The 1,226-nt window shown below is 71.2% G+C and carries 1 protein-coding gene; it reads left to right on the top strand.

Annotated elements, in window-relative coordinates:
• The coding region (locus A3764_RS16020) for a ComEC/Rec2 family competence protein (RefSeq protein ID WP_150122234.1) at nucleotides 1-1,226 on the top strand (1,226 nt) is incomplete at both ends.

Raw genomic sequence — 1,226 nt, 5'->3', positions numbered from 1 at the left:
GGCGGGCGCCGGAATGGGCCGCCCCTCTCTTCACCGGGGTCATGTTCGTGGCGCTCGGTTTCGTGCTGGCGGCGGGCAGGGCGCATTGGATGGCGGCACCCGTGTTGGACTGGCGATACTACGGCCCGGTGGAGGGGCGTATCGTGGCGCTCGACCGCAGCCAGTCCGACGCGGTGCGGTTGACGCTGGACCGGGTTCGCCTGCGGCGGGTCGCCCCGGAGGAAACGCCCGCGCGGGTCCGCATTTCGCTGCACGGCGACCAGAGGGGGAGCATCGCGCCCCGGCCGGGACTGCGCGTCATGACGACGGCCCATCTGTCGCCCCCGGGCGGGCCGGTCGAACCGGGCGGCTTCGATTTCCAGCGCCACGCATGGTTCGCCCGGCTGGGGGCCGTGGGCTATGCGCGCGTGCCGCTGCTGGGCGTCGCCCCGGCGGAGGAGGGGCGCACAGGCCTCGCGGTTTTCCGGCTGCGCATGGCGATATCGAACCACATCCGGTCCATCCTGCCCGGGGACCTTGGCGGGTTTGCCGCCGCGATCACAACGGGCGACCGCAGCGCCATCGGTCAGGACACGCTGGAGAACCTGCGGGCGAGCAACCTTGCGCATCTGCTTGCCATATCGGGGTTGCACATGGGCCTGCTGACAGGCCTTGTTTTCGGCGCGCTGCGGCTGCTTCTGGCAGCGATGCCCCATACGGCGCTGCACTGGCCCACCCGGAGCATCGCCGCGGCGGGCGCGCTGATCGCGGCGAGCGTCTATCTGGCGCTGTCGGGCGGAAATGTCGCGACGGAGCGGGCCTTTGTCATGGTGGCTGTCGCGCTTGGCGCGCTGATGATCGGGCGGCGGGCGATATCGCTGCGGGCGGTGGCCATCGCCGCCACGATCGTTCTGGTCCTGCGGCCCGAAGCCTTGACGGGGCCGGGCTTCCAGATGTCCTTTGCCGCGACCACGGCGCTGGTGGCCGTGTTCGGCTGGCTGCGGGACGCAAGGCCGCTGAAAAGCCCCGGCTGGCTGCGCCCGGTCGGGGCGGTTGTGCTGTCGTCTGCCGTGGCGGGGGCCGCGACGGCACCCATAGGTGCCGCCCATTTCAACGCCATCGCCCACTACGGGCTGGCGGCGAACCTGCTCTCGGTGCCGCTGATGGGGGTTCTCGTCATTCCCGCAGCACTGGGCGCGCTGGCACTCGCGCCGCTTGGGCTGGATCATCTGGGGCTTTGGCTCATG

The sequence above is a fragment of the Sulfitobacter sp. HI0129 genome (assembly GCF_001635395.1).
GTDB lineage: Bacteria > Pseudomonadota > Alphaproteobacteria > Rhodobacterales > Rhodobacteraceae > Sulfitobacter.
The sequence above is the reverse complement of the archived record's forward strand: the minus strand, read 5'-3'. Positions and strand labels throughout refer to the sequence as shown.